Source organism: Duganella caerulea (assembly GCF_040362985.1).
GTDB classification, from domain to species: Bacteria; Pseudomonadota; Gammaproteobacteria; order Burkholderiales; family Burkholderiaceae_D; genus Rugamonas; species Rugamonas vulcania.
Genome location: NZ_BPWJ01000003.1, coordinates 39,308 through 64,236 on the forward strand (window position 1 = coordinate 39,308; position 24,929 = coordinate 64,236).

At 64.9% G+C, this 24,929-nt stretch carries 23 protein-coding genes; 10 read left to right on the forward strand and 13 right to left on the reverse strand.

Annotated features, from left to right (window positions below; genetic code table 11):
• Window positions 1-3: 3 nt before the first annotated feature.
• The 6 genes from ACUJB0_RS09385 to gatC form a co-directional block, all read right to left on the reverse strand.
• Window positions 4-2,934: a sensor histidine kinase gene (locus tag ACUJB0_RS09385; RefSeq protein ID WP_444844995.1), complete on the reverse strand. Its 2,931-nt coding sequence runs from the start codon at window positions 2,932-2,934 to the stop codon at window positions 4-6.
• 24 nt (window positions 2,935-2,958) lie between these two features.
• Entirely contained in the window at window positions 2,959-3,759 is an 801-nt protein-coding gene (locus tag ACUJB0_RS09390; RefSeq protein ID WP_444844996.1) for a lysozyme inhibitor LprI family protein, read from the reverse strand.
• Window positions 3,756-4,241 (reverse strand): GNAT family N-acetyltransferase, encoded by a 486-nt coding sequence (locus ACUJB0_RS09395; protein WP_444844997.1) that lies wholly within the window; start codon window positions 4,239-4,241, stop codon window positions 3,756-3,758. The genes ACUJB0_RS09390 and ACUJB0_RS09395 overlap by 4 nt, the downstream gene beginning before the upstream one ends.
• Before the next feature lie 159 nt (window positions 4,242-4,400).
• Window positions 4,401-5,861, reverse strand: a complete 1,461-nt coding sequence (gene gatB, locus ACUJB0_RS09400; protein ID WP_444844998.1) for an Asp-tRNA(Asn)/Glu-tRNA(Gln) amidotransferase subunit GatB — start codon at window positions 5,859-5,861, stop codon at window positions 4,401-4,403.
• Between the two features lie 24 nt (window positions 5,862-5,885).
• Entirely contained in the window at window positions 5,886-7,358 is a 1,473-nt protein-coding gene (gene gatA / locus ACUJB0_RS09405; RefSeq protein ID WP_152805480.1) for an Asp-tRNA(Asn)/Glu-tRNA(Gln) amidotransferase subunit GatA, read from the reverse strand.
• A 68-nt stretch (window positions 7,359-7,426) separates the two neighbouring features.
• Window positions 7,427-7,729 carry an Asp-tRNA(Asn)/Glu-tRNA(Gln) amidotransferase subunit GatC gene (gene gatC, locus ACUJB0_RS09410; RefSeq protein WP_117013317.1) on the reverse strand — a complete coding sequence of 101 codons (303 nt, stop codon included), beginning with the start codon at window positions 7,727-7,729 and terminating at the stop codon, window positions 7,427-7,429.
• Window positions 7,730-8,003: 274 nt separating this feature from the next.
• On the opposite strand from gatC, the gene ACUJB0_RS09415 reads away from it, so the two are divergent.
• From ACUJB0_RS09415 to ACUJB0_RS09445, 7 genes are all read left to right on the forward strand, one after another.
• The gene (locus ACUJB0_RS09415) at window positions 8,004-9,047 is read left to right on the forward strand and encodes a rod shape-determining protein (protein WP_008445008.1); all 1,044 of its coding nucleotides are present in this window, start codon (window positions 8,004-8,006) and stop codon (window positions 9,045-9,047) included.
• Window positions 9,048-9,140: 93 nt separating this feature from the next.
• Window positions 9,141-10,358, forward strand: coding sequence for a rod shape-determining protein MreC (mreC, locus tag ACUJB0_RS09420; RefSeq protein ID WP_444844999.1), 1,218 nt, complete (start codon window positions 9,141-9,143; stop codon window positions 10,356-10,358).
• The gene (gene mreD / locus ACUJB0_RS09425) at window positions 10,355-10,867 is read left to right on the forward strand and encodes a rod shape-determining protein MreD (protein WP_008445012.1); all 513 of its coding nucleotides are present in this window, start codon (window positions 10,355-10,357) and stop codon (window positions 10,865-10,867) included. Before mreC ends, mreD begins: the two co-directional genes overlap by 4 nt.
• A 41-nt stretch (window positions 10,868-10,908) precedes the next feature.
• Window positions 10,909-12,891 (forward strand): penicillin-binding protein 2, encoded by a 1,983-nt coding sequence (gene mrdA, locus ACUJB0_RS09430; protein ID WP_444845000.1) that lies wholly within the window; start codon window positions 10,909-10,911, stop codon window positions 12,889-12,891.
• A gap of 9 nt (window positions 12,892-12,900) precedes the next feature.
• Window positions 12,901-14,016 (forward strand): rod shape-determining protein RodA, encoded by a 1,116-nt coding sequence (gene rodA / locus ACUJB0_RS09435; RefSeq protein ID WP_444845001.1) that lies wholly within the window; start codon window positions 12,901-12,903, stop codon window positions 14,014-14,016.
• A 49-nt stretch (window positions 14,017-14,065) separates the two neighbouring features.
• Entirely contained in the window at window positions 14,066-16,147 is a 2,082-nt protein-coding gene (mrdA, locus tag ACUJB0_RS09440) for a penicillin-binding protein 2 (protein ID WP_444845002.1), read from the forward strand.
• 10 nt (window positions 16,148-16,157) lie between these two features.
• Window positions 16,158-17,309 (forward strand): septal ring lytic transglycosylase RlpA family protein, encoded by a 1,152-nt coding sequence (locus tag ACUJB0_RS09445; RefSeq protein WP_444845003.1) that lies wholly within the window; start codon window positions 16,158-16,160, stop codon window positions 17,307-17,309.
• Window positions 17,310-17,314: 5 nt separating this feature from the next.
• On the opposite strand, the gene ACUJB0_RS09450 is transcribed toward ACUJB0_RS09445, so the two are convergent.
• Together ACUJB0_RS09450 and ACUJB0_RS09455 are read right to left on the reverse strand one after the other, a co-directional pair.
• Window positions 17,315-18,445, reverse strand: a complete 1,131-nt coding sequence (locus ACUJB0_RS09450; protein WP_444845004.1) for a sterol desaturase family protein — start codon at window positions 18,443-18,445, stop codon at window positions 17,315-17,317.
• Between the two features lie 62 nt (window positions 18,446-18,507).
• Entirely contained in the window at window positions 18,508-19,431 is a 924-nt protein-coding gene (locus ACUJB0_RS09455) for a LysR family transcriptional regulator (protein WP_444845005.1), read from the reverse strand.
• A gap of 109 nt (window positions 19,432-19,540) precedes the next feature.
• Here ACUJB0_RS09455 and ACUJB0_RS09460 point away from each other — a divergent pair, with 109 nt between their 5' ends.
• The 3 genes from ACUJB0_RS09460 (at window position 19,541) to ACUJB0_RS09470 (ending at window position 21,162) form a co-directional block, all read left to right on the forward strand.
• Window positions 19,541-20,275, forward strand: a complete 735-nt coding sequence (locus tag ACUJB0_RS09460) for a 3-oxoacyl-ACP reductase family protein (protein ID WP_444845006.1) — start codon at window positions 19,541-19,543, stop codon at window positions 20,273-20,275.
• A gap of 97 nt (window positions 20,276-20,372) precedes the next feature.
• Entirely contained in the window at window positions 20,373-20,696 is a 324-nt protein-coding gene (locus ACUJB0_RS09465; protein ID WP_161083947.1) for a hypothetical protein, read from the forward strand.
• Window positions 20,697-20,748: 52 nt separating this feature from the next.
• Window positions 20,749-21,162, forward strand: coding sequence for a GNAT family N-acetyltransferase (locus tag ACUJB0_RS09470; protein ID WP_444845007.1), 414 nt, complete (start codon window positions 20,749-20,751; stop codon window positions 21,160-21,162).
• 2 nt (window positions 21,163-21,164) lie between these two features.
• Here the strand turns inward: ACUJB0_RS09470 and ACUJB0_RS09475 are convergent, their stop codons facing one another.
• From ACUJB0_RS09475 to ACUJB0_RS09495, 5 genes are read right to left on the reverse strand one after another with little or no spacing between them, the layout of a single operon-like run.
• On the reverse strand, window positions 21,165-21,857 hold the full coding sequence (locus ACUJB0_RS09475) for an SPOR domain-containing protein (protein WP_444845008.1): 693 nt from the start codon (window positions 21,855-21,857) through the stop codon (window positions 21,165-21,167).
• Between the two features lie 18 nt (window positions 21,858-21,875).
• Window positions 21,876-22,643 (reverse strand): type III pantothenate kinase, encoded by a 768-nt coding sequence (locus ACUJB0_RS09480; RefSeq protein WP_117012836.1) that lies wholly within the window; start codon window positions 22,641-22,643, stop codon window positions 21,876-21,878.
• Window positions 22,640-23,449 (reverse strand): biotin--[acetyl-CoA-carboxylase] ligase, encoded by an 810-nt coding sequence (locus tag ACUJB0_RS09485; protein ID WP_444845009.1) that lies wholly within the window; start codon window positions 23,447-23,449, stop codon window positions 22,640-22,642. Before ACUJB0_RS09485 ends, ACUJB0_RS09480 begins: the two co-directional genes overlap by 4 nt.
• Window positions 23,446-24,252, reverse strand: a complete 807-nt coding sequence (locus ACUJB0_RS09490) for an SDR family oxidoreductase (protein ID WP_444845010.1) — start codon at window positions 24,250-24,252, stop codon at window positions 23,446-23,448. Before ACUJB0_RS09490 ends, ACUJB0_RS09485 begins: the two co-directional genes overlap by 4 nt.
• 2 nt (window positions 24,253-24,254) lie before the next feature.
• On the reverse strand, window positions 24,255-24,926 hold the full coding sequence (locus tag ACUJB0_RS09495) for a thiol:disulfide interchange protein DsbA/DsbL (RefSeq protein WP_444845011.1): 672 nt from the start codon (window positions 24,924-24,926) through the stop codon (window positions 24,255-24,257).
• Between the last annotated feature and the right edge of the window lie 3 nt (window positions 24,927-24,929).

Consider the following 24,929-nt stretch of genomic DNA (forward strand, 5'->3'; position numbering starts at 1 on the left):
AGCTCAGTAAGCCGTCTTGCCGGGAACCGTCACCGTGATTTGTGTGCCGGCGCTTGGCTTGCTGTCGATTTCCAGGCTGGCGCCGATGGCTTGGGCGCGCTCGCGCATTCCCGTCAGTCCCCAGTGGCCGGGCCGGTGGCCGGTTGCGGCGACCGATTCGTCCATCCCGCGGCCGTCGTCGCGCACGCGCATGACGAAGGCGCCAGTGCCGAATTCCAGCGCAAGTTCGATCCGGCCAGCGTCCGCGTAGCGCGAGGCGTTGAACAGGGCCTCGCGGCCGATGGCGTAGATCTCTTCGTGCACCTTGGGGCGCAATGGTCTCGGCGTGCCGCTGATCGTCATGTCGAAGGCATGCGAGCGATGTTCGGCCAATCCTTTGCCGAAGTGCTCAAGCGTCAGTTCCAGCGCATCCGGCGAGGCCGATGCCCGCAGGTCCATGATCTGATCGCGTCCTTCCACCAGCAATTGTTCCGCAAGATTGAGCGTCTGGTCCAGGCGCGTGCGCTCCTGCGTGCCTTCCTTCAGATGGCGGCTGTGCGTGTCGAAAGACATGAGCAGCGCCTGTATGCTTTGCAGCAGCGTGTCGTGCAAGGCGCGCGCGATGCGTGTGCGCTCCGCCAGGCGTTCCTGCAAGCGCTCCTGCATACGTTGCGTGAGGAAGCGTATCCGCAGCGCGTAGGCGGAGCACAGCAGCAGCAGGCCAAGCGCCACCAGCAGCAGTTTGAACCAGCCGCTTTGCACAAACGTTGGCGGGATCTCTATCTCCAGCGTGGCGCCCTTGGCGTTCCAGAGATTGTCCTCGTTCGACGCGATGACTTCAAACCGGTATTTGCCCGGCGCCAGATTGGTGTAATACGCTTGCCTGCGGCCCACCGGCTCCTGCCACGCGGGATCGAGGCCGGACAGCCGGTAGCGCAGCCGCACCCGCTCCGGTATCGACAGGCTCAGTGCCGTGAAGTCGACCTGCAGATTCTGTGTGCCCGCCGGCAGGGTGAGTGCGCGCATCTGGGGGATGGCGTAGCGTGCGTTGTCGGCCACCACGCTGGTCACTTCCACCGGCGGCGCCAGCGGATTGCGCAGGATGCGGGCCGGGTCGATGGTGCCGATCGAAGCCGTCGTCGCGAACCACAGCACGCCGTCGCGTGAGCGCATCAGCGAGGGCACCGGCCGCAGTTGCGGCGCGTGGCCCTGCATGCCGTCCTGCGCGTCGAAGCGTTCGAAAGCCACGGCGGCGTGGCCGTTCTTCAACCACGCGGCGATATCGGCGGCGGCGATGCGATAAAGGCCGTCGGCGCCGTGCAGCCACAGGTCGCCGCCGGGCAGCCGCACGATGCCGGAGACGCCGCGAAAATCTTCACCTCGCTCGCCGTGCAGGGCGGCGAAGCGGCCGTCGCGATACAGCGCGACGCCCTGTTCTCCGCCCACCCACATGGCGCTTCCGTCGAAGTACAGATCCATGACCGTGCCGAGTTGCAGGCCATCCGTCGGGCCCAATGTGTGCACCTTGGCGCCGTCGATGACCGTGACCAGGTTGCGCAGATGGCCCATCCACAGGCTGCCCTTGCCATCGCGGGCCATGGAGGTTGCCAGCAGATCGGAGATGCCCTGCAGGCCACCCGACTTGGTCCATTGGCCCGCTACGAGTTTGTACACGCCTTTGCCCGACGCGAACGAGGCCCACAACGCGCCATCGCGGTCCTGCTGCAGGGCGTGGACGCGCAGGCCTTTCAGTTCGGCGGGATAGGGAATCGAAGTCAGCGCGCCGTCGCGATCGCGCCGTTGCAGGGACTCCGTTCCGCCCACCCACAGGACGCCGTCCGGCGCCGTGTAGCTGGCCGTTAGCGGACCTGCGACCTCGCGGCTGACGCGCCCTTCGAGGTTGTAGCGCCAAAGGTCGGCGGCGTAGTCCCCCACCCAGACATCGCCTGAAGGGCCGGCCACCAGCGCGGGGTATTCCAGCTGTTTGACGACGGGCATGGTTCGCAAGCGATTGGGCCGTAGCCGGTCTATCCCGCGCGATGTGCCGATCCACAGATTGCCTTCGCGGTCCAGGAACTTCGTGCTGAGCATAGGACCGCTGAGGCCATTTTCCTTCGACAGCCGCTGGTCCGGCGGACTGGATTCGGCCGGCGCGACCCTACGCTCCAGGTTATCGGTATGCAGCATCCACATCGTTCCCTGACGGTCGAAGATCATGCCGTATCCATCGAGTTCTGGTTTGGGCGGCTCGATGGCGGCGGGCGGCGACATGCGCACCTTGTAGTAGCCGTCCTTGAAATCGTTGCCCCATATGGTGCCATCCGGCGCCTCGCAGAGCCAGACCAGCGTCACGTGCGGCCACGCCTGCGTGAAGCGGGTCTCGCCCGGCTTGCGATAGTAGGCGCCCGAATTCGTTCCGATCCATGTGGTGCCGTCGCGGGCGAACATAATCTGGAACACGCCCTGGCTTGGCAGTCCCGCCTCTGCGCTCAGGTAGCGGAAACGGCTGGCGCCCGCCGCCAACACTGCCACGCCGTCGCGCATCGCCGCCCAGATCGTGCCATCCGGCGCGGCCTCGATATGCATGACGCCGACCGGCTGCAAGCCGTCGCGTTCCGCGTAGGTGTGGGCGCCATCATGCCTGAACACGGACACGCCGCCGACGCGATAGCCGACCCACAGCGCGCCATCGGGCGCGGTGGTCAGCGCCATGATGTTGCTGGAATCGAGCGGGTGGCCGTAGACCTTATCGGAGCGCTCGAAACGCACCCCGTCAAAGCGAAACAGGCCGGTAGGCGTGGCGATCCACAGCCAGCCGTCGGCGCCCTGGGCGAACTTGGTCACGCTCGTCGGCGCGCCATTCAGTTCGGTCCATGCTGTGTGGGTGTACTCGGTGAGCAGCGGCGCCGACGCGCAGGCGAGGCGAGACCCGGCAACCAGGAGCAGACAAAGCAAAGGCTTGAGTAAGGAACCCAATGGTTATTGCGCCGGTTTCCAGTTCATCAGGCGCTCGTGCTGGGACTGGTATTGATTGCCCAGACAGATGTTGATGTTGGCGGCGGTTTTGCAGGCGGCGTCGCGCTCCTTCAACCATTTGCGCTGGAAGTCGCGCAGCTCGTTGCGGGCGGCGATGGTGGCATGTCCTTGGCGGATTTCCTTGAGCAGCTTGGCCAGCGCCATGTCCTGCTCGGCCAGTTCGGAGTCGGCGCAGATGGTTTTTTCCACGCGCGTGGCGGCGGCTTTGCAGTCGTAGGATGGTCCGCCGGCCGCCGGCTCGAAGTGCGGTGCAGGCTTGAATAGCGCGGCGTCGATGCTGGCGCTGGCGCCGGTACGGTCGATGAATTCGACACTGGTCACCTTGATGTCGTTGGCGCTCGTCCAGTCGATCAGCGCGCGCCGGGCCGCAACCGGGATCTGCGCCGAGGACAGGCTGTTGGAACCCAGCCGCAGCTCACCATCGTAAATGACCGCGCCCAGGCCCTGTCCGGTCTGGGTGTCGATCCAGAAGAAGCCCTTTTCCGGACAGGCGTGCGCCTCGCATGCCGAGGCGCTGACGTAGCGCTTATCCACCACGAACACCGGATCCGGCGGACCGCCCAATCCAGCGATGACGTCCCTGGACAACTTGGACGGCACGCGCGTCTGGATCAGCGGCTTGGCGCGCTTGTCCCAGATGAAGGTATTGGTGGACTGGCCGTCGTAGCTCAGCGGCCAGTCGACGACATCGGCGTGGGCCAGCGTGGACAACGTTAGCGCCAGCAGTGCAATCAGTTTTTTCATTGGGCTTCCGCGAAAAGACGCTTCATCTTGCGGCCGCCGGTGACTTCGAAGCCATGACGCTCATAGAACGCCAGGCTGCGGTCGAATTCCGGCAGCGGCGGCGTGCACACTTCCAGGCGGTTCCAGCGCCGCTTGCGCGCCAGTTCGGCGGCGGCGTTGAGCAGCAGGCCGCCGACGCCGTTGGCGCGGAAGGGCGGGGAGACGAAGAATTCCTGCATGGTCGCCAGCGCGCCTTCCGCGTACAGCGCGCGGCCTTCGGAGATGCCGACGAAGCCGATCGCCTCACCTTCCGCGATGGCGATCAGCGCCAGGTATTTTTCCTCGCGCAGCAAGGCATGGCACAAGCTGGCGGTCTTTTGCAGCTCCAGGTTGAAAGTCTTGGCGCCCAGGCGCAGGGAGATTTCTTCGGTCAGCGCCACGGCCATCGCGGCGATGGCTGCCGCGTCTTCAGGAACCGCCAGGCGTATTCTCGTATCTGTCATTGAATTTGGTTTTCAGTCGTAAGGTTGAACAGGATAGCAGTTTGCGATCCCTGAATACTCGCGCATTCTCACGGACGTGCGGGGGGCGAAAAAAAACCGTCGGCACCGAACGCGATCTTGTACGCGTTCAGGCGGACGGTTTTTTTAGAAGTGAGGCTATCAGCCGGCCAGTTTGGCCTTCAGCAGCTCGGTCAGCTGCGCCGGGTTGGCTTTGCCGCGCGAGGCTTTCATCGCCTGGCCGATCAGCGAGTTGATCGCCGCTTCCTTGCCGGCACGGTACTGCTCCACCGATTTCTCGTTGGCGGCAATGACGTCGTTGACGATCGCTTCCAGCGCGCCGGTGTCGGAGATCTGCTTCAGGCCTTTGGTGTCGATCAGCACATCGACCAGGTTGTCGTCGGACGACTTGGCTGCCCACATGTCGCCGAACAGTTCTTTCGCGGTCTTGTTGTTGATGGTGCCGTCGGCGATCCGCTTCAACATCAGCGCCAGTTGCGCCGGCGAGACCGGTGCGTCGGCGATGTCCACGCCTTCGCGGTTCAGCGTCGACGACACGTCGCCCATCAGCCAGTTGGCGGCGGCCTTGGCGTTTTCCTTGCCGGCTTTTTCCACCACGGCGACGAAGTAGGTCGCCATCGCTTTCGACGCGGTCAGCACCAGCGAGTCATATTCCGGCAGGGCGTATTCGCTGACGAAGCGTTCGCGCATCGCGCCCGGCAGTTCCGGCATCGAGGCTTTCACCTTGGCGATCCACTCCTCGGAGATCACCAGCGGCGGCAGGTCCGGGTCCGGGAAGTAGCGGTAGTCCTGCGCGTCTTCCTTGCTGCGCATTTCGCGCGTCTCTTTGCGGTCCGGATCGTACAGGCGCGTGGCTTGCACCACCTTGCCGCCGTCTTCGATCAATTCGATCTGGCGGCGCACTTCGACGTGCACCGCTTCCTCGATGAAGCGGAACGAGTTCAGGTTCTTGATTTCGCAGCGGGTGCCGAATTCCTTCTGGCCTTTCGGACGCACGGAGACGTTGACGTCGCAGCGGAACGAGCCTTCCTGCATATTGCCGTCGCAGACGCCCAGCCACATCACCAGCGAGTGCAGCGCCTTGGCGTAGGCCACGGCTTCGGCCGCGCTGCGGATCTCAGGCTCGGAGACGATTTCCAGCAGCGGCGTGCCGGCGCGGTTCAAGTCGATGCCGCTCATGCCGGCGTAGTCTTCGTGCAGCGATTTGCCGGCGTCTTCTTCCAGGTGGGCGCGCGTCAGGTTGACGGTCTTGGTGACGAATTCGCCATCCTTCTCGTAGCCGAAGGTCAGCGCGCCGCCGATGACCACAGGGTCTTCGAATTGGCTGATCTGGTAGCCCTTCGGCAGGTCGGGGTAGAAGTAGTTCTTGCGGGCGAAGATGGACGCCGGCGCGATCTTCGCGCCCACGGCCAGGCCGAAGCGGATCGCGCGGTCCACCGCCTGCTTGTTCATCACCGGCAGCACGCCTGGCAGCGCCAGGTCCACAGGGCTGGCCTGGGTGTTGGGTTCTGCGCCGAACTTGATCGGCGATCCGCTGAAAATTTTAGATTCGGTCGTGAGCTGCACGTGGTTCTCAAGACCGATGACGACTTCCCATTCCATATTGTTCTCGCTGTATTTGGTGTGTTAGATGCCGGCAGGTGCGCGGGTGTGCCAGTCGGTCGCCAGCTGGTACTGGTGGGCGACGTTCAGCAGCTTCGCTTCGCCGAAATGCTTGCCGATGATCTGCAGGCCCACAGGACGGTTCTTTGCGCCGAAGCCGACCGGGATCGACATGCCGGGCAGGCCGGCCAGGCTGGTGGACAGCGTGTAGATGTCGGCCAGGTAGGCGGCCACCGGGTCGTCGGACTTGTCGCCCAGGTCCCAGGCCACGGTCGGCGCGACCGGTCCCATGATGACGTCGCAGACGGCGTTCGGGCCGTTCAGCACCGCTTCGAAATCCTGCGCGATCAGGCGGCGGATCTTTTGCGCCTTCAGGTAGTAGGCGTCGTAGTAGCCGTGGCACAGCACATAGGTGCCGACCATGATGCGGCGTTTGACTTCGGCGCCGAAGCCTTCGGCGCGGGTCTTGCGGTACATGTCCGACAGGTCCTTGTACTCCGATGCACGGTGGCCGTAGCGCACACCGTCAAAGCGCGACAGGTTGGACGAGGCTTCGGCCGGCGCGATCATGTAGTAGGCAGGGATCGACAGCGCGGTGTTCGGCAGCGAGATGTCGACCAGGGTCGCGCCCATCTCGACGTACTTGGCCAGCGCGGCGCGCACGGCGTCTTCCACGTCCTTGGCCAGGCCTTCGCCGAAGTATTCCTTTGGCACGCCGATGCGCAGGCCCGCCAGCGGCTGGCCCAGTTCGCGGGTGTAGTCTTCGTCGATGCCGCCCATTTCAGGCGTGAGCGAGGTCGAGTCGCGTTCGTCGAAGCCGGCCATGGCGTTGAGCAGCAGCGCGCAGTCTTCGGCGGTTTGCGCCATCGGGCCGCCCTGGTCCAGCGACGAGGCGAAGGCAATCATGCCGAAGCGCGATACGCGGCCGTAGGTCGGCTTGATGCCGGTGATGCCGCAGAAGGCGGCCGGCTGGCGGATCGAGCCGCCGGTGTCGGTGCCGGTGACGGCCGGCGCCAGGCGCGCGGCCACGGCGGCGGCGGAACCGCCCGAGGAACCGCCAGGCACGGCGTTCTTGTCCCACGGGTTCTTCACGGCGCCGAAGGCCGAGTTTTCATTGGCCGAGCCCATGGCGAATTCGTCGCAGTTCAATTTGCCCAGCGTGACCATGCCGGCCGCGCGGAACTTCTCCACCACGGTGGCGTCGAACGGGCTGACGTAGTTGGCCAGCATTTTCGAGCCGGCGGTCGAGCGCCAGTCGCGGGTGACGAAGATGTCCTTGTGCGCGATCGGCACGCCGGTCAGCGGCGTGGCGGTGCCGGCGGCGATGCGGGCGTCCGCCTCGGCGGCTTGCGCCAGGGTCAGCGCGCGGTCCACGTGCAGGAAGGCGTTCAAGTCGCTCTTCTCGATGCGGTCGAGGAAGTGCGTGGCCAGTTCGGTGGCGGTAATGGCTTTGCTTTGCAGCAGAGCGGACAGCTCTTTAATGGTTTTGGTGTGCATGGCGTTTCAATTCAGATTCGGTGATCGGGAAGGCGTCGGGACGTCGGCGGCGTTCTTATTCGATCACCTTATTCAATAACCTTAGGCACCAGGTACAGGCCGTCCTGGGTCTTGGGCGCGACGGCCTGGTAGTCCTCGCGGCGATTGGCCTCGGTGGCCACGTCTTCGCGCAGGCGCAGGGCGATGTTGTTCATGTGCGCGGCCAGCGGATGGCTCAGCGGGGCGACGCCTTCGGTGTCGACCGCCTGCATCTGTTCGGCCAGCGCAAAAATGCCATTCAGTTGATCCAGCGCCGTGGCGGTCTGCTGCTCGCTCATCTCAAGTTGTGCCAGTTTGGCAATGCGGGTTACGTCGGATAGGGTCAGGGACATGGCGAATGGCGCGGACGGGCCGCGCTAGGTTTAATTGTAATATTGATAAAAAACTGGAAATTCTGCCTATTCGCTGGCAAAAGCAAAGGATTACCGCTTAATTCGCGGACTCAACCGATACACTTTTGGCGGGATTTTCGGCAAATCGCATTCAAATTATAAGGTAGAATGGCGGGTTGATGCGTTGCCGGCGCCGAATCATTGCAGCCGCCGCCTCACCACAGGATTTCTTTCTAACGGCTTACGCGCACACCAGTAGCGCCACAGGACACACATGTTTGGTTTTTTACGCAGGTATATTTCCACCGATCTGGCCATCGACTTGGGCACGGCCAACACCTTGATCTACGTTCGCGGCCAGGGCATCGTCCTCGATGAGCCTTCGGTAGTCGCGATCCGCCAGGAAGGCGGCCCCAACGGCAAGAAGACGATCCAGGCGGTCGGTAAAGAAGCAAAACAGATGCTGGGCAAGGTCCCAGGCAACATCGAGGCGATCCGCCCGATGAAAGACGGCGTGATCGCCGACTTCACCGTTACCGAGCAAATGCTGAAGCAGTTCATCCGCATGGTGCACGACTCCAAATTCTTCCGTCCTTCGCCGCGCATCATCATCTGCGTGCCGTGCGGCTCGACCCAGGTTGAGCGCCGCGCGATCCGCGAATCGGCGCTGGGCGCCGGCGCCTCGCAGGTCTACCTGATCGAAGAGCCGATGGCTGCGGCGATCGGCGCCGGCCTGCCGGTGTCGGATGCAACCGGCTCGATGGTGGTCGACATCGGCGGCGGCACCACCGAGGTGGGCATCATCTCGCTGGGCGGCATGGTGTACAAGGGCTCCGTGCGCGTGGGCGGCGACAAGTTCGACGAAGCCATCGTCAACTACATCCGCCGCAACTACGGCATGCTGATCGGCGAACAGACCGCGGAAGCGATCAAGAAGGCCATCGGTTCGGCCTTCCCTGGTTCGGAAGTGAAGGAGATGGAAGTCAAGGGCCGCAACCTGTCCGAAGGCATCCCGCGCTCGTTCACGATTTCGTCCAACGAGATCCTGGAAGCGCTGACCGACCCGCTGAACAACATCGTCTCGGCCGTGAAGAACGCGCTGGAACAGACGCCGCCCGAACTGGGCGCCGACATCGCGGAAAAAGGCATGATGCTGACCGGCGGCGGCGCGCTGCTGCGCGACCTGGATCGCCTGCTGATGGAGGAAACCGGCTTGCCGGTGCTGGTGGCGGAAGATCCGCTGACTTGCGTGGTGCGCGGCTCCGGCATGGCGCTGGAGCGGATGGACCAACTGGGCTCGATCTTCTCCTACGAATGATCTGACAAAGACGGGGCCGCGAAACAGCGGCCCCGATGCATTGGGATGAGTTGACAGTCTCGTTGGCGCGCGAGCGCCGGATTATTGGAAGTCATGGAATACAGTCCTCCGCCACTTTTCAAGCAAGGCGCCTCCGCCCGCGTCAAGATGACGGTTTTTGCGTGCATTTCGATTGCACTGCTGCTGGTCGATTCACGCATGCACACGCTGGCCACGGTGCGCAAGGTGGCGGGTACCGTGCTGTATCCGCTGCAAATGGCGGCCCTGATGCCGCGCGACGCCATCTACGGCGTCGGCGATTATTTCTCCAGTTTGTCGTCGATGGAAAAGCAGGTGCGCGAGCTGAAACGCCAGCAGATCGCCGGCGCGCTGGTGCTGCAGCAGGCGCAGCTCCAGACGGCCGAAAACAACCAGCTGCGCCGCCTGATGGACGCGCGCGAGCATTTGCCGGTGAAGTCCATGCTGGCCGAGATCCTGTACGACGCGCGCGATGTCAACAGCCGTAAGGTGATCCTCGACCGTGGCACCCAGCAGGGCGTGGCCCTCGGCCTGCCGGTGATCGACAACCAGGGCGTGGTCGGCCAGGTCACGCGCGTGTTCCCCTTTACCTCCGAAGTGACGCTGCTGACCGATAAGGAGCAGGCGATTCCCGTGCAGCTGCTGCGCAACGGCTTGCGCAGCGTAGCCTATGGCCGCGGCAAGTCCGGCGCGCTGGAGCTGCGCTTCACGGCGCCCAACGCGGACATCCAGGTGGGCGACATCGTCGTCACCTCGGGCCTGGACGGCGTCTATCCGGCCGGCCTGGCGGTGGCGCGCGTGAGCCAGGTGGAAAACAGCGCGGCCGGATCGTTCGGCGGCGTGGTGTGCCAGCCGCTGGCCGGCATCTCCAACCATACGCAGTTGCTGATTTTGATGTCGGCGCCGGAGATGCCTCCGCGTCCGCCGGATGAGGAGGCGCGCGCGCTCAAGAAGCACAACAACAAGATGGCGCCGGTCAAGGAGGCGCCGAAAGAGGGCGTCGATCCGGCCCCCGCCGGCACCGCGCCCGCGGCTGCGCCGGCCGGCCCGCCCGGCCTGATGCCGGTGATGCCGCCGCCCGCGCCGAAACCTGCGCCCGCCGCCGCTGCCACGCTTGGCGCCGCGACGACCGGCACCGGTACGCCGGCCGCCGGAACACCAGGCGCCGCAACGCCAGCCGCGCGAGGCGCCACACCGGCCACCGCAACGCCGACCGCGCAGGGGGCCGCACCGGCCGCCGCGCCAGCCGCAGGCGCGCCTGCAGCCACCAAACCGAAGGAACCGGCACGATGAATCGCCCCCACTATATCCTGCTGCCGGTCAGCCCGCTGTTCATCGCCTTCAGCCTGTTCTGCGCGTTTCTACTGAACCTGCTCCCCTGGGGGAACTTCATCGGCGTGCCGGACTTCGTGGCGCTGGTGCTGGTGTTCTGGGGTGTGCACCAGCCGCGCAAGGTCGGCATCGGCACCGCCTTCTTCCTTGGCCTGCTGATGGACGTGCATGACTCCACGCTGCTGGGCGAGAACGCGCTGGCTTACACGCTGCTGTCCTACTTCGCGATCATGCTGCATCGCCGGGTGCTGTGGTTCCCGTTGCTGACGCAGGCCATGCACGTGTTCCCGCTGCTGCTGATGGCGCAATCGGTGCAGCTGATCGTGCGCTTCTTCGTGTCCGGCAAATTCCCCGGCTGGTTCTACTTTGTCGAAAGCGTGATCGCCGTGGCCCTGTGGCCGCTGGCGACCTGGCTGCTGCTGGCGCCCCAGCGCCGCGCGGTCGACCGCGACCACACCCGCCCGATTTGACGCCCCGGTCGCGCAGTGACCGAGCACCATGACTGAGCATCATGACTGAACTCAAGGACAACCAACGCGAGCTGCACCAGTTCCGCCTGCGCCTGACGGTGCTGGGCGCGCTGGTGTTCTTCTGCTTCGCCGCGCTGCTGGTGCGCTTCGTCTGGCTGCAGGTCTACAAGCATAGCGACTACGTCGCCCAGGCCGAAGGTAACCGTATCGCCCTGGTGCCGATCGAGCCCAATCGCGGGCTGATTTTGGACCGCAACGGCGTGGTCCTGGCGCGCAACTACTCGGCCTTTACGCTGGAGATCACGCCGTCCAAGTTGAGCGCCACGCTGGACGAAACCATCGACGAGCTGTCCAAGCTGATCACGGTGGAGCCCAAGGACCGCAAGCGCTTCAAGAAGCTGCTGGAGGAATCGAAGGGCTTCGAGAGCGTGCCGCTGCGCACCCGCCTGACCGACGAGGAAGTGGCGCGCTTCTCGGCGCAGCGCTTCCGCTTCCCCGGCGTGGAAGTGCAGGCGCGCCTGTTCCGCCAGTACCCGCTGGGCGAGATCGCCTCGCACGTGATCGGCTACATCGGCCGCATCAACACGTCGGAAGCCAAGGCCATCGCCGATGGCGAGGACGCCGCCAACTACAACGGCACCGACCATATCGGCAAGGAAGGCCTGGAGAAGAGCTACGAGAAGCAGCTGCACGGCGTCAGCGGCTACGAGGAAGTGGAGAAATCGGCCGGCGGCCGCGCCGTCCGCACCTTGTCGCGCACGCCCGCCAAGCCAGGCAGCAACCTGATACTGTCGATCGACATCGAGCTGCAGAAGGTGATCGAGGAAGCCTTCGGCGAATGGCGCGGCGCGCTGGTCGCCATCGAACCGGAGACGGGCGACATCCTGGCCTACGTATCGCGCCCCGGCTACGATCCCAACCTGTTCGTCGACGGTATCGACTCGCAAAGCTGGAACGAGCTTAATACTTCGCTGGACAAGCCGATGGTGAACCGCCCTCTGTCGGGCACCTATCCGCCGGGGTCCACCTTCAAGCCCTTCATGGCGCTGGCCGCGCTGGAGCTGGGCAAACGCACACCGGGGCAGACCATCTTCGATCCGGGTTCGTTCACGCTGGGTGGCCACAAGTTCCGCGACGATAAACCGGGCGGCCACGGAACGGTGGACATGTACAAGTCCATCGTCGAATCCTGCGACACCTACTACTACATGCTCGGTAACGATATGGGCATCGACGCCATCACCGACTTCATGAAACCGTTCGGCTTCGGCCAGTTGACCGGCATCGACCTGGAACACGAGAAGCAGGGCGTGCTGCCGTCCAAGGAATGGAAGCGCAACCGTTTCAAGAAGAATCCGGCGGCGCAGAAATGGGTCGGCGGCGACACCATCTCCATCGCCATCGGCAACGGCTTTAACAGCTACACGCCTTTGCAGATGGCGCACGCGGTCTCCAACCTGGCCAACAACGGCATCGTGATGAAGCCGCACCTGGTGAAGATCATCGAGGACAGCGTCACGCGCGCGCGCAAGCTGACGGTGCCCAAGGAAAGCTACCGCATCCCGCTCAAGCAGGAGCATATCGACATCATCAAGAATGCCATGGTGGGCGTGACCACCGGCGGCACGGCGGCGCGCGCGTTCGTCGGCGCCGGCTACACCTCGGGCGGCAAGACCGGTACCGCGCAGCTGGTGGCGATCAAGAAGAACGAGAAGTACAACGCCAACCTGATCGCCGAACGCCTGCGCGACAACGCGCTCTACACCGCCTTCGCCCCGGCCGACAAGCCGCGCATCGCCATCGCGGTGGTGGTGGAGAACGGCGGCTTCGGCGCCGGCGTGGCCGCGCCCATCGTGCGCAAGGCGCTGGACTACTACCTGCTGGGCAAACGCCCGAACGAAAAAGAAACCACCCGCGTGCCGAAGGAGGACGCCGAGCTGCGCTCCGTCCAGGACGTCCAGGCCGAACAGGGCGTCAGCGACGACAACAAGCCGGGCGCCGAAACCCCCGGCAACAAGGAATAAAGGACCAGCATGCGTATCAACGAAAGGCGCTCCCTGGGGCGCCGTCTTCGCCCGTACTTCACCGTGTTCGACCTGCCGCTGATGCTGATCATCTGCGCGCTGCTGTCGGTCGGCCTGGTGACGTTGTACTCGGCCGGCCTGGGCATTCCCGGCAAGGTGGAGGACCAGATGCGCAACATCTTCCTGGCCTTCATGGTGATGTGGTTCGTGGCCAATATCACGCCGCAGATGATGATGCGGATCGCCGTGCCGGCCTATGTGGTCGCGGTGGCGCTGCTGGTCGCCGTGGCGCTGTTCGGCACCGTCAAGCTGGGCGCGCGGCGCTGGCTGCATGTGGGCGTGGACATCCAGCCGTCCGAATTCATGAAGATCGCCATGCCGCTGATGCTGGCGTGGTTCTTCCAGCAGCGCGCCGGCCATTTGCGCTGGCAGGATTACGCCATCGCCGCCGTGCTGCTGGCGATCCCGGTGGCACTGATCGTCAAGCAGCCGGACCTGGGCACCGCCTTGCTGGTGGTGGCCGCCGGCTTTTGCGCGATCTTCCTGGCCGGCCTGGCGTGGCGGGCTTTGATCGCGCTGTTCGTCACAGCCCTCGCCAGCCTGCCGGTGATCTGGACCGTGGGGATGCACGACTACCAGCGCGACCGCGTGCTGACGCTGATCGATCCGTATCTCGAACCGCTGGGCAAGGGCTTCCACATTATCCAGTCGATGATCGCCATCGGCTCGGGCGGCGTGTCCGGCAAGGGCTGGACGCATGGCACGCAGGCCCACCTTGAATTCATCCCCGAACGCACCACCGACTTTATTTTCGCCGTGTTCTCCGAGGAGTTCGGCCTGACCGGCAACCTGGTGCTGATGTTCCTGTACCTGCTGCTGATCGGCCGCGGCCTGATGATCGCCGGGAACGCGCCCAACTTGTTTACCCGCCTGCTAGCCGGCTCCATCACGATGATTTACTTTACCTACGCCTTCGTCAACATGGCCATGGTCAGCGGCATCGTGCCGGTGGTCGGCGTGCCGCTGCCGTTCATGAGCTACGGCGGCACCGCGCTGCTGACGCTGGGCCTGGGCGCGGGCATCCTGATGAGCGTCCAGCGCCACCGCAAATTGGTGCAGACCTGATGCGCGTGCAGGACAGGCGGCTCGCGCCGCAGGCCTGGGGAGCGGCGGTATGACGGAGATTAAGGATACGGAGCGCGAGCTCCAGCAGTTCCGCTTCCGCATCACGGTGCTGGGCGCGCTGGTGTTCTTGTGTTTCGGCCTGCTGCTGGCGCGCTTCATCTGGCTGCAGGTGGTCAAGCACAGCGACTTCGCCGTCAAGGCGGAGGAGAACCGCATCGCCCTCGTGCCCATCGTGCCCAATCGCGGATTGATCATGGACCGCAACGGTGTGGTCCTGGCGCGCAACTACTCGGCCTTCACGCTGGAGATCACGCCGTCCAAGCTGACGGCGACGCTGGACGAAACCATCGACGAGCTGTCCAAGCTGGTCGAGATCGAGGTCAAGGACCGCAAGCGCTTCAAGAAGCTGCTGGAGGAATCCAAGGGCTTCGAGGGCGTGCCGTTGCGCAGCCACCTGACCGACGAGGAAGTGGCGCGCTTCGCGGCGCAGCGTTTCCGCTTCCCCGGCGTGGAGGTGCAGGCGCGCCTGTTCCGTCAATACCCGCTGGGCGAGACGGCGTCGCACGTGATTGGCTTTATCGGCCGCGTCAGCCGCGCCGAGGCCGAGGCCATCGCGGACGCCGATGATGCCGCCAACTACAAGGGCACCGACCATATCGGCAAGGAGGGCCTGGAGAAGAGCTACGAGAAGCAGCTGCACGGCACCACCGGCTACGAGGAAGTGGAAGTGTCGGCGGGCGGCCGCGCCGTCCGCACCTTGTCGCGCACGGCGGCGGTGGCGGGCAGTAACCTGATCCTGTCGATCGACATCGAGCTGCAGAAAGTGGTGGAGGAAGCCTTCGGCGAACGGCGCGGCGCGCTGGTGGCGATCGAGCCGTCCACCGGCGACATCCTGGCCTACGTGTCGCGGCCCGGCTACGATCCGAACCTGTTCGTTGACGGCATCGACGCGCAAAGCTGGAACGACCTCAATACCTCGCTGGACCGGCCGATGGTGAACCGTCCGCTGTCCGGCACCTACGCGCCGGGTTCCACCTTCAAGCCCTTCATGGCGCTGGCCGCGCTGGAGCTGGGCAAGCGCACGCCGAGCCAGGTGACCTACGATCCGGGTTTCTATAACCTCGGCGGCCACCAGTTCCGCGACGACGTGGTCGGCGGCCACGGCTCGGTGGACATGCACAAGTCCATCGTCGTCTCCTGCAATACCTACTACTACGCGCTGGGCCACGACATGGGCATCGACGCCATTACCGACTTCATGAAACCGTTCGGCTTCGGCCAGCAGACCGGCATCGACCTGGAAAACGAAAAGACCGGGGTGCTGCCGTCGCAGGAGTGGAAGCGCAAGCGGTTCAAGGGTGCGGCAGGGAAGTGGGTGGGTGGTGATACCATCTCGGTCAGCAATGGTTCCGGCTACAACGCCTACACGCCTTTGCAGATCGCGCATGCGGTGGCCAACCTGGCCAACAATGGCGTGGTGATGAAGCCGCACCTGGTCAAGATTGTGGAGGACAGCGCGACGCGCAGCCGCAAGCTGACGGTGGCCAAGGAAAGCTATCGGATTCCGCTGAAGCAGGAGAATATCGACTTTGTCAAAAATGCCATGGTCGGAGTGACCACGGAAGCGGGTGGCACCGGGGTGCGCGCCTTCGCCGGCGCCGGCTACACGGTGGGCGGCAAGACCGGCACCGCGCAGGTGATCACTATCCGTTCGGGTGAGAAGTACAACGCCGCCAGGCTGGCCGAGCGCCTGCGCGACAACGCGCTGTTCACGGCGTTCGCGCCGGCGGACAAGCCGCGCATCGTGCTGGCGCTGGTGGTGGAAAACGCCGGCAAGGGCGGCGCGGAAGCGGCGCCGATCGCCCGCAAGGCGCTGGACTATTACCTGCTGGGCAAACGTCCGGCTGAAAAAGACACCACCAAGGTGCCGAAGGAAGACGCTGAGACGGTGCTGCCGGTGGAAGGGCAGACGCTTGAAGAGCAGGCCGCGGCGGCCGAATTCGAACGGCGCGCTCCGGCGGCGCCTGCCGCACCGCCAGCACCAGCGGCACCAACGGCACCAACCGCGCCTGCTCCGGCAGCCGCGCCGCCGACCGTGCAGCCAGTGCCGCCGGCGCGTAAAAAATCGTAAGGATGAAGTGATGCGTATGACCCGTAGCCGTATTTTGAATGTCTGCACCACGCTGGCCATGCTGGCGCTGGTCGGCTGCGGCACAGCGCCGACGGTCACCGATACCGGCACGCTGTCCAAGACGCCCCGTACATCCAAGCCGGTGATCAAGGCGCCGTCCAACGCCAAGCCGGATGGCGGCCTGCCTGCGCTGCCGCCGGCGAATTCGGGACGTGGCGGCTACTACCAGGACGACGGTCCCGGCGACTCGCCGCCCGCCAACCTGGCCGACGTGCCGGACGCCGACGTGCGCAACGATCCGCTGCTGCCTTACTCCAACCGTCCCTACGTCGTCTTCGGCAAGACCTACACGCCGATCACCGGCAACCAACCGTTCACGCAGATCGGCATCGGCAGCTGGTACGGCAAGAAGTTCCACGGCCAGCGCACCTCGTCCGGCGAAATCTACGACATGTACAAGATGACGGCCGCGCATCCGACGCTGCCGATTCCTTCCTACGCGCGGTTGACGAACCTGGTGAGCGGCGCGGTGGTTATCGTGCGTATCAACGACCGTGGGCCGTTCCATGCCAACCGCGCCATCGACGTGTCGTACACGGCGGCGCTGAAACTGGGCCTGCTGGGCAAGGGCAGCCACGAGCTGCAGATCGAACGCATCCTGCCGGATGAAGTGGACCGCATGCTGGCCACGCGGGCCGGCGTTTCGGGCACGGTGTCGCCGCGCCTGCAGTCGCAGTCTTCGTCGCAGAAGGCGTCGTCGGGCGGCCTGGGTGGCGGTCCGCTGTTGCTGACGCCATCGACAACCTTGAGCGGCGAGCCGCTGGTGCTGGCGCCGAAGGCCATGCCGGCAGCGGCATCCTCCGATGCTGCTGCGGCGGCGGTGATGCTGACCGACCGCGCACCGGCCGATGCCGAAACGCTGGCCGCCAGCACCGCAAAGGGCGGCTTTTATTTGCAACTAGGCGCCTACTCGCGCGCCGAGAACGCGGAAGCGGTGCGCGGAAAATTGTCCGGCAAGGGATTGAATGGACTGGAAGTGACGCAGGGCGGCACCGTGTACCGCCTGTTCACCGGCCCGTTTGCGACCCGCCAGGAAGCGCTCCAGGCGGCGCAAGGGCTGCCGTCAGCGTTGCACCTCAAGCCCATCGTCGTCCAGCGCTGATCCGGTTACAGGACCGGCCACAATACGGCGGCTGTTGTCGCCACCTCAACCAGGTCGACGACCAGCATCCAGGCGGCCGACAAGCGTCCCTGCATGTATGCGCCCAGCGCCCAGAAACCTCCCATTGCCGCCGTAATCGCCAGCGCGGAACGCGCGTAGGACAGCGCCGCCGAATGCCACAGGCACCCGGCGGCGGCCATCACGCACAGGCCAAACTGCGCCGCCGCTATGCAGCGCTTCCGCGTAGTCAGCGGCGGATCGTAGCTTTGCTTGGCGGCTTCGAGGTCGAATGGCTTGCCTGGCAGTGCGAGATCGGCGGGACGCCAGCCCGGATGCATCAACCAGATCTTCACTTTATCGGACCAGCGCTTTGCCTGCCGGGAGAGGTTCAGCAAGACCCAGTACTCCGACACGATGGCCCAGGCAGGGTCCCAGCTGTTCAACGGACTGCGCGTGCCGTACACGCACGGCTCCCGTTCCTCGGCGAAGGTGCCGAACATGCGGTCCCAGATGACCAGCATGCCGCCATAATTCTTGTCGAGGTATTGGTCGTTCACCGCGTGATGCACGCGATGGTTGGAGGGCGAGGAAAACACGCGGTCGAACCAGCCGAGTTTTCCGATATGTTCGGTGTGTATCCAGAACTGATACAGCAGCACGATCAGGCCGGCCACCGCGAACTGCTCCGGCGGCACGCCCAGTAGCGCCATCGGCAGATAGAAGGCCCAGCCGATGAAGATCACCGAGCTTTCCTGCCGCAGCGCGGTGGAGAAATTGAAGTCCTGGCTTTGATGGTGGACCTGGTGCGCGGCCCACATGACGGCGCACTCGTGGCCCATGCGGTGCAGCCAGTAGTCGCAAAAATCGAACAGCACGACGGCGGCGACCCAGCCGTACCACGCCGGCCAAAACTCGGTGAGCGACACCAGGCGGACCTTGTCGAATGCCCAGGCATAGAGGCCGATCTGAAACAGCTGCGTGAGCACCGCGACGAGTTGGCTGATCAAGCCCTGACTGAGGCTGCTCAGCGCATCGTTGAGGCGATACGTATTGCGCCGTTTCGCCCACCCATACGCGAATTCCGCCACCATCAGCAGGAAAAATACGGGGAAGATCAGGACGATGAATTGTTCCATATAGAAGGCGGCATTGAAAGTAAGCCGATAGTTTGCCAGATTATTTTGAATGCGGCTGGAGGCTAATCCGCCGACAGCAATTGCGCCAGCCGCTCGGTGCGGAAGCGCTCGACGACAAATTCCACGAAGGCCCGCGTCTTGGCCGGCAGTAGCTTCTGCGCCGGATAGTAGATCGATACGTCGCCGCCATCCACATGCCAGCCTGGCAGCACGCGCACCAGCGTCCCCGCTTCCAGATGCGCGAGCGATTCCGAGTAGTTGATCAAGGCGACACCCAGGCCCAGGGCCGCCGCGTCGCAGGCTGCGCCGGGATCGCTCATCGTCATGCGGACGCGCAGCGTGATGGGCGCCTGCTGCTTGCTGCGATTGGTCAGCGCCCACGGACGTATCCGCCCCGTTTGCGGTGAGCGGATCAGAATGCCGTCATGCTCATGCAGGTCGGCGGGCGATTTCGGCGCGCGATGTTCGGCCAGGTAGGCCGGCGACGCCACCAGCACCCGGTTGGCCGGCGCCAGTCTGCGGGCCACCACGCCGGGCGACAAGTCGATCCCGCCGCCCAGCGCGGCGTCGAAGCTTTGCGCGATCAGGTCCACCGGGCGATTGTCGAAAGCCCAGTCGGGCGAGATGGCGGGATAGCGCTGCAAAAAATCGCCCAGCATCGGCACGATGTACTGGCGGCCAAAGTTGACCGGCATGCTGACCCGCAGCGTGCCGGCAGGCTGGCCGCCGGCGCTGGCCAGGTTGGCGACCGCGTTCTGTATCGTCGACAGGCTGCCGCCCACTTCATCGAGGAACTGCTGTCCCGCCTCCGTCAGCGACAGGCTGCGCGTGCTGCGCTGGAACAGGCGCACCCCCAGCCGCGCCTCCAGTCGCGCGACGTTCTTGCCGACGGCGGCTGGCGTCAGGCCGAGCCGGCGCGCGGCTTCGGAGAAGCTGCCCGCGTCCGCGCTGCGCACAAAACACTCGATGCTGATCATGGTTTCCATGGTTTTCATTTTAAACCAATTGGATCAACTGCTTATAGCAATTACCGTCTAGTCACGACATAATCCGAGGCGGATACTGAAGGCTCCAAATCACCAACAGGAGCATCACATGAACAACGGTAAAATCGCATTTGTACAAGGCGGCTCGCGCGGCATCGGCGCGGCCATCGCAAAACGGCTGGCGCGCGACGGCGCCACCGTCGTGTTGACGTATTCCAGCTCGGCCGACAGGGCCGCGCAAGTCGTGGCGGAGATCGAGGCCGCTGGCGGCAAGGCGCAAGCCGTCAAAGCCGACAGCGCCGACGCCTCCGCGCTGAAGGCCGCCATCCGCAACGCGGCGGAAGCCCACGGCCGCATCGACATCCTGGTCAACAACGCCGGCGTGCTGGCGATCGCGCCGCTGGAAGACTTCACGCTGGAGGACTTCGACCGCACGCTGGCCGTCAACGTGCGCAGTGTGTTCGTGGCGACCCAGGAAGCCGCGCGTCACATGGGGCAGGGCGGACGCGTGATCACCATCGGCAGCACCAATGCCGATCGCGTGCCGTTCGCCGGCGCCGCGACCTACGCGATGAGCAAGTCGGCGCTGGTCGGCCTGACCAAGGGCCTGGCGCGCGACCTCGGCCCGCGCGGCATCACCGTCAACAATGTGCAGCCAGGCCCGGTCGATACCGAGATGAACCCGGATGGCAGCGATTTCGCCGGCGCCCTGAAAGCCATGATGGCCTTGCCGCGCTATGGTTCGGTGGAGGAGATCGCCGGTTTCGTGTCGTACCTGGCGGGGCCGGAAGCCGGCTACATCACCGGCGCCAGCCTGTCGATCGACGGCGGCTTCGGCGCGTGATGCGGCAGCGCGGCGGCCTTGGGGGACCATGTGCTACATCAATGGTCCCCCCGAGTTCGCTGGCTAGACTGGAATTCCACTAACGATGGAGGTAATCATGGAAATCCAGGACGATACCGATGCACTGCGCAAACTGTTTGCTGAAATGAATCCGGACTCGGGCGAGGTGGAGTCGGTCCACCGGGCCGAGTTGGATCCGGAGATGGCGCTGGCGCTCATGGCCAATCCCAAGGCCGCGCTCAAGGCGATGAATATTCCGGTCAGCACCGAGTCGCGGGTGGACCTGACGATGAAGAACCGCGCCGACCGCGCAACGATGGAACTGGGCTTCACGTCCATGGCGCGGCTGCGGCGTATCTTCATCATCGTGATCCACTACCGGAACTGCGATTCTGACATTATCATCATCGCTACCCGTTAAGCGATCACTCCAGGGCGGATTGGGACGCACAGATAGATGAAAGCGAATTTTGATGGAGATTCTTGAAGCTACCCAGTCCGAACTTGGGGATGTCGCGAGCTTGTATGCCGAAGCAGGCTATGGCGCCGCAATCGATCCGGCGGATATCGTCATCGTCGCGAAAGATTGTGGTGCGTTGGTTGGTGCGGTCCGCCTTTGCACCGAAGAGGGAGTCACGGTCCTGCGTGGCATGCAGATTCGAGGCGCGTTTCAACGGCAGGGCATCGGCGCCCGATTGCTGGCGGCTTGCCTGCCTGTCCTTGAAAGGCGGCAGGCGTTCTGTTTGCCGTATGCGCATCTGGTTGGCTTTTATTCAGCCGCCGGTTTTGAGCTGGCGGTCGACGCTGAGCTACCGGATTTTCTCAAGCGTCGCCGCGATGTCTACAACGCCCAAGGCCAGAACGTCGTCGCCATGCGGCGGCGCTGATCTTACTTGCAGGCGTGGCTTTGCGCGTTCGGATAGCCGGCGCGCAGTTGTTCCAGTTTGGCCTTGAGTTCCATGTCCACGTCGCGGAACTGGAAGGCCAGCAGTTTGCTGCCGCTCATGCGCGGCGCCACGCGCGCGGTGCGTACGCCTTGCTTCATCAGCGCCGCCAGCTGGTTCTGCGCCGCGCCTTCGGTCTTGAACACGCCCAGCGAAATCCCCCAGCGCAGCGGCGAGTTGTCGTTCATGATGAAGTAGTTGGTCACGCCCAGCGCGCGCAGTTCGGCCGCTTTCTTGTCGGCGCCTTCCTTGCTGCCCTGCGGCGGCATATAAACGATATAGCTCGATACCTCGGTGCCCGGCAGGTTGTGGCGCGACTGGCGGTCGCCCAAATTCAGCGGCGCCAGCTGGGTTTCGAAACGGCGCGCGTCGGCCAGCACGAAGCTGCCGATTTCCACGCAGGCCAGCACCTCGGGCGCCGGCTTGGCCGCCGCGGCGGCGCTGGCTGCGGCGGCCGTCGCGGCCGAGGCGTCGTTGGCCTTCTCGGCGGAGATGATGGCCAGCTTGCCGGCGTTGAGTTGGTTGAGCATGCGCTCCGGCTCGCGCTCGTTGCCGCTGAAATGGCCGAGATAACCTTTGCCGTACGCGAACAGCGCGGCATTGATGGCGACCAGCGACCAGAAAATAAATTTCAGCACGAAGCTTCCCTTGCGAGCTTATTCGGCGCTGCCGGCGGCAGCATGCAAACCGATTAACACGATGTTCTCGACGATACGGTAGGGCACCTTCAGCATCGGCGCGATATATGGCGCCGCGCCGCCGGAAATGATGCACTCGCTGGCGCCATGCCGCGCGTACGCATGCTCGATGGCGCCGCTCTGCGCGGCCAGGCAGCCGCTCAGGATGGCGTCGTCGGTATTGTCGGCGAATCCGTCCGGCAGCTTACCGTCTTGCGCAATTTGCGGCAACTGCGCCGTGTTGCGCGCCAGTGAGCTGGCCATCAGGCCCAGTCCCGGCAGGATCATCCCGCCCAGGAACATGCCGTCGGCCGTGATGGCGTCGATGGTGGTGGCGGTGCCGCAGTTGGCGACGATGACTTCGCGCCCGGCCGCCAGCGTGTGGCCGGCGATGGCGGCGGCGAAGCGGTCGCACCCCAGCTGCGCGGGATTCCGGTAGCCGTTGGTCACGCCGGCCAGCGCCGGCAAGGAGGCAAACCATTCGATGGCGTGCTCCGGCAAGATCATGGCGGGGAAGGTCCGCTGCAGCACATACTCCAGCTGCACGCGCAGGGCGCCGCCGGCCACGTTGGCGATGACGATGCGGTCGACGCCGCGGTCGGCCACCGCTTCGCTCAGGTGCAGTTCCAGCTGCTGCAGGTCGGCGTGCATGACGGCGCCGTGGGCGATCCATGTGCCGGGCGCCGTGCCCAATTCGGCCAGCGCCCATTTGACGCGGGTGTTGCCGGCGTCGATCAGTAGAATCATGATAGTCCGATAGAGGTGGCGAAGGTTGACGATAAGCGCAGCGAGACATCACCGGACAGCACTTCGGCGCGGCCCTGCTCCGTGTCGAGCATCAGGCGGCCGATGGCGTCGACGCCGGCGGCGCGGCCCTGCTGCAGCACTTTGCCGTTGTCGAGAATGACCACGTCCTGGCCGCGCCACGCATGCAGCGCGTTCCAGCGCTCGGCGAAGGGGGCGAAGCCGGTGTCGTCGAATTCGGCCAGCACGGCGGCCAGGCGGCTGAGCAGCGCGGCCATCAGCTGGTTGCGGTCCATCTTGGCCAGCCATGGCGCGGCGGCCACTTCGCGGCCGATCTGCGCTTCCAGCTCGTCCGGCATGATCAGGTTGATGCCGACGCCGATCACGGCCCAGATGGCGTTGTCGTGGCGCGAGGTCTGGGTCTCGACCAGGATGCCGGCCAGTTTTTTACCGTCGCGCAGCAGGTCGTTGGGCCACTTGATCTGCACCGGCACGCCCAGCGAGGCGATGGTCTCGGCCAGCGCGACGCCGACCGCCATCGGCAGGCCGGACATCCGGTGCAGCGGTCCCTTGAAGCGCCAGGCCAGCGAGAACATCAGCGCGGCGCCGGGCGCGGACAGCCAGCTGCGGCCCGCGCGGCCACGGCCCGCCGTCTGGTTGTCGGCGATGCGCAGCACGGGGCCGGCCAGCGTGTCGACGCGGGCCAGCAGGTCGGCGTTGGTGGAGCCGGTTTCGGCGACGGTTTCTATCGCCACGTGCGTGGCGCTGGTGGCGCAGTGGCCGTGGATGGCGGCGGCGTCGAGGCTCATGGCGCGGCCTTGCGTGGCTTGTGCGGCGCCTTGGCGAAGGCCAGGTCGTACAGTGCATTCGGCAGCATGCGCAGCACCTTGGCGACGATGCCCATCTGCCACGGGATCACCTTGTAGCTGCTGCCGGCGGCGATGGTGCGCGCGGCCTTGGCGGCGAATTTGTCGGGCGCCATCAGGAAGGGCATCGGGTAGGGATTCACCTGCGTCATCGGCGTGTCGATGTAGCCGGGGCAGATGGTGACGACGCGGATGCCGTGGGGCTTGAGCTCCAGCCGCAGCGATTCGCAGTAGCTGATCACCGCCGCCTTGGAGGCGCTGTACGCTTCGGCGCCGGGCAGGCCGCGTATGCCGGCCACGCTGCCGATGCCGACCAGCCGCGCCGGCCGGCCCTGCGTTTTCATCTGCTCTTTCATCGCCGGGATGAAGGGCGCGAAGGTGGCGGCGGTGGCCACCACGTTGGTGGCGATGACGGCTTCGAACACGGGGATGTCTTCGGCGAACTCGGTGAGCGTGCCGACCGAGATACCGGCGTTGGCGATCACGACGTCGATGCCGCCGGCGTGCGCCATGAAGGCTTGCGCGGCGGCGGCGATGCCGGCGTGGTCGCGCACATCGGCCGCGTAGGCGCGGTGGCGTTCAGGGTTGGGAAGGGAGGCGATCAGCTGGTCCAGCATCTCGCTGCGGCGGGCCAGCAGGCCCAGTGTGGCGCCTTGCGCGGCGTATTCGGCGGCGAGGGCCGCACCCAGGCCGCTTGAGGCGCCGGTGATGAAGACCCGCTCCGGCCCGGCGCCTTGCTTGTTCATCTTTATTTCTTTTCCGCTTTCGCCTTGGCGACCAGGAAGTCCATCACCTGCACGGCCTGCGCGTGCAGCTCGGCTTCGGTGGTGGCGGACTTGGAGCCTTCGTTGGCCATGGTCGGCGAGGTGACGTATTTGCCGTCGATGGCGATCATCGGCCATGAATCGACGCCGTAGGCATCCATCATCGATGCCGAGCGGCGCACGCTGCCGGCCACGCCCAGGCCGCGATAGGTCTCGATGAACTTCTGGCGGTCCACACCCTGCTTGGCGACGAAGTCGAACGCCATCTCGTCGCGGCTCATGCGGTTATGGTTGACGTGCATCTCGGTGAAGATCTTGGTGTGCATGGCGTCGGTCAGCTGGCCCATGGCGCTCAGCGTGAAGAACATTTTCTCCTGCGGCAGGTCGGTGCCGCTGCGCGAGATGTGCACGCGCTTGAAGACGATGTTGTCGCCCTGTTTCTTGACCCACGCCGACAGCGTCGGATCGAAGGCGAAGCAGTGCGGGCAGGCGTAGTCGAAGAACTCGATGACTTCGACCTTCTTGCCGCTGTCGACCGGCTGCGGCGTGGCCAGCGTCTTGAATTCGACGCCGTTCTGCGGCGCGGCCGGGGAGGCCGACGACAGGGTAGCTACGCTCAACATCAATGCACCAACCACGAATTTCATGAATCGCATCTG

Coding starts and splice junctions, on each gene's coding strand:
- ACUJB0_RS09415 (WP_008445008.1), top strand. CDS start 8,004: ATGTTTGGTTTTTTACGCAGGTATATTTCCACCGATCTGGCCATCGAC.
- mreC (WP_444844999.1), top strand. CDS start 9,141: ATGGAATACAGTCCTCCGCCACTTTTCAAGCAAGGCGCCTCCGCCCGC.
- ACUJB0_RS09390 (WP_444844996.1), bottom strand. CDS start 3,759: ATGAAAAAACTGATTGCACTGCTGGCGCTAACGTTGTCCACGCTGGCC.
- ACUJB0_RS09465 (WP_161083947.1), top strand. CDS start 20,373: ATGGAAATCCAGGACGATACCGATGCACTGCGCAAACTGTTTGCTGAA.
- ACUJB0_RS09470 (WP_444845007.1), top strand. CDS start 20,749: ATGGAGATTCTTGAAGCTACCCAGTCCGAACTTGGGGATGTCGCGAGC.
- ACUJB0_RS09445 (WP_444845003.1), top strand. CDS start 16,158: ATGCGTATGACCCGTAGCCGTATTTTGAATGTCTGCACCACGCTGGCC.
- rodA (WP_444845001.1), top strand. CDS start 12,901: ATGCGTATCAACGAAAGGCGCTCCCTGGGGCGCCGTCTTCGCCCGTAC.
- ACUJB0_RS09460 (WP_444845006.1), top strand. CDS start 19,541: ATGAACAACGGTAAAATCGCATTTGTACAAGGCGGCTCGCGCGGCATC.
- ACUJB0_RS09450 (WP_444845004.1), bottom strand. CDS start 18,445: ATGGAACAATTCATCGTCCTGATCTTCCCCGTATTTTTCCTGCTGATG.
- ACUJB0_RS09480 (WP_117012836.1), bottom strand. CDS start 22,643: ATGATTCTACTGATCGACGCCGGCAACACCCGCGTCAAATGGGCGCTG.
- ACUJB0_RS09395 (WP_444844997.1), bottom strand. CDS start 4,241: ATGACAGATACGAGAATACGCCTGGCGGTTCCTGAAGACGCGGCAGCC.
- ACUJB0_RS09485 (WP_444845009.1), bottom strand. CDS start 23,449: ATGAGCCTCGACGCCGCCGCCATCCACGGCCACTGCGCCACCAGCGCC.
- mrdA (WP_444845002.1), top strand. CDS start 14,066: ATGACGGAGATTAAGGATACGGAGCGCGAGCTCCAGCAGTTCCGCTTC.
- gatB (WP_444844998.1), bottom strand. CDS start 5,861: ATGGAATGGGAAGTCGTCATCGGTCTTGAGAACCACGTGCAGCTCACG.
- ACUJB0_RS09455 (WP_444845005.1), bottom strand. CDS start 19,431: ATGGAAACCATGATCAGCATCGAGTGTTTTGTGCGCAGCGCGGACGCG.
- ACUJB0_RS09490 (WP_444845010.1), bottom strand. CDS start 24,252: ATGAACAAGCAAGGCGCCGGGCCGGAGCGGGTCTTCATCACCGGCGCC.
- gatC (WP_117013317.1), bottom strand. CDS start 7,729: ATGTCCCTGACCCTATCCGACGTAACCCGCATTGCCAAACTGGCACAA.
- mreD (WP_008445012.1), top strand. CDS start 10,355: ATGAATCGCCCCCACTATATCCTGCTGCCGGTCAGCCCGCTGTTCATC.
- ACUJB0_RS09495 (WP_444845011.1), bottom strand. CDS start 24,926: ATGCGATTCATGAAATTCGTGGTTGGTGCATTGATGTTGAGCGTAGCT.
- mrdA (WP_444845000.1), top strand. CDS start 10,909: ATGACTGAACTCAAGGACAACCAACGCGAGCTGCACCAGTTCCGCCTG.
- gatA (WP_152805480.1), bottom strand. CDS start 7,358: ATGCACACCAAAACCATTAAAGAGCTGTCCGCTCTGCTGCAAAGCAAA.